2 protein-coding genes are annotated in these 1731 nt (G+C 72.7%); both read left to right on the top strand.

The genetic code is table 11. The features are described 5' to 3' along the window. Positions 1-1448, top strand: a 1448-nt coding sequence (gene bcsE, locus G3O06_RS48070) for a cellulose biosynthesis protein BcsE (protein WP_205820413.1), incomplete at its 5' end; no start/stop codon positions are given. After that, positions 1445-1663 carry a hypothetical protein gene (locus tag G3O06_RS48075; protein ID WP_174918985.1) on the top strand — a complete coding sequence of 73 codons (219 nt, stop codon included), beginning with the start codon at positions 1445-1447 and terminating at the stop codon, positions 1661-1663. The genes bcsE and G3O06_RS48075, both read left to right, overlap by 4 nt. Positions 1664-1731 lie beyond the last annotated feature (68 nt).

The raw sequence follows: 1731 nt of genomic DNA on the forward strand, positions 1-1731 counted from the left end.
TCGTCGAAGGCGCGCAGCGCTGGTTCAGCTGGGACGACCCGATCGCGCTCGCCGACGAGGCGCACGCGCTGGCCGACTGGTGCCGCACGCGCCGGATCGCGCTCGTGCTGCTGCTCGATCCCGAGACGCCGCGTGCGGGCGACGAATCGCGTACCGACGATGCGCCGCTCGTGCGCGACGCGGATCGCACGCCGCGCAGCGGTTTCCACGGGATCTGCTCGGGCGTCGCGCAGTTGCAGCGCACGCACGGCGAGCTGCTGTGGATCGTCGATTTCTGGCGGGCGGGCGACACGCTCGCGGCCGGCGAGGTCCGGCCGCTGCGCTTTGCGCCGGGCGGCCGGTTGTCGGCGAGCGTCGATGGCGGCGCGACCGAGCCCGCGCACCGGATGAAGCTCGCGAGCGACGAGGATCGCGTCGTCGTCAGCCGCGCGGTGCTCGACGGCACGAACCGCGTGCCGGACGGCTGGGAAATCGTCGAAGACAACGCGGCCGTCGTCGCTGCGTGCGCGCATGCCCAGGCCGCGACCGCGGTGCTCGTGTTCCGCTCGCATGCGCAGCTCGAAGCGCTGTGCGCGGACGTGCACGCGCTGCGCCGGCAGTGCGGCGGCGCGCTGAAGATCGCGGTCGTCGAGCGCGGCGAAGTGCTGCGCCAGCAGTTCGAGATGCTCGTGTTGAGCGTCGGCGCGAGCCGCGTCGTCGCGCGCGACCTGCCGGTATCGCGGATGCAGGCCGCCGTGCACGCGCTGCGCGGCCAGCTCTATGCGCGCCCGGTTGCTGCCGACTATCGTGCGGCGCTCGCGGCCGCGCTCGGCGATTCGGTGCTCGGCTACCTGCCGGTCGGCGCATTCTGCCTGCGGATTCGCGCGGTGCTCGATCGCGGTGCCGTGCTCGCGCTGCCGCACACGCTCGCGAAGATCGCGCTGCTGCCGGGCGTGTCGCATGTCGACGCGCTGCGGCATTGCCGGCCGCGCCGCGCGGGCGACGTCGTGACGGCCGATGCCGCGCACCTGTACGTGTTCCTGTTCGCGTGCGAACCGGTCGATGCGGAGGATGCGCTCGCGCGCATTTTCGACGTGCCGGTCGACACGCTGTCCGACCGGGTCGTATGCCTCGGGCACGGCAGCATCGACACCGAACTCAATGCGCTGAAGGCCGAGAATCGGCGCGCGCCGATTGCCGACTACAGCGACTTGTTCGCGGTCACGCAGCCGGCGGGCGCGCCGCGCCAATCGCCCGCGCGCGCCGAACCCGGCGAGGCGTTGCCCGACGCGAGCGAAGTGAGCAGGGCGATCGATGCGATCGATACGATCGTCGCGCTCGAGGCGATCGCTCCGGCGCCGTCGGCCGAGGCCGCCGACGCATCGGCGCCGGAACCCGTCATTCTCGCCGCGCGCAAGCGCAGCGCCGTCCGCAGCGCGATGCCGCTGCGCAAGGAGGGGGTCGCATGATCGCCGAACTCGTCATCGGTTTCATCGTCGGCATTGCGATTGCGGTGCCGGTGTGGATCGTCGCGCAGCACCTCGGCATCGGCCGCGGCTTTCATGCGCCGCGCGGTATCGACCGGCGCGACGCGGTGCCCTGCGAACTCGTGCCGGTTGCGCTGCGCGGGCGGTTGCTGCCCGATGCCGAGCGCGACGAACGTGGTGGCGAGGCGGCCCGATGAAGACGATCGCCATTACGTCGACGACGGGCGGCGCGGGCCGCACGACGCTCGCGGCCGCGCTCGCGGTG

Source organism: Burkholderia sp. Ac-20345 (genome assembly GCF_017104825.1).
In the GTDB taxonomy this organism is placed as follows: Bacteria; Pseudomonadota; Gammaproteobacteria; order Burkholderiales; family Burkholderiaceae; genus Burkholderia; species Burkholderia lata_B.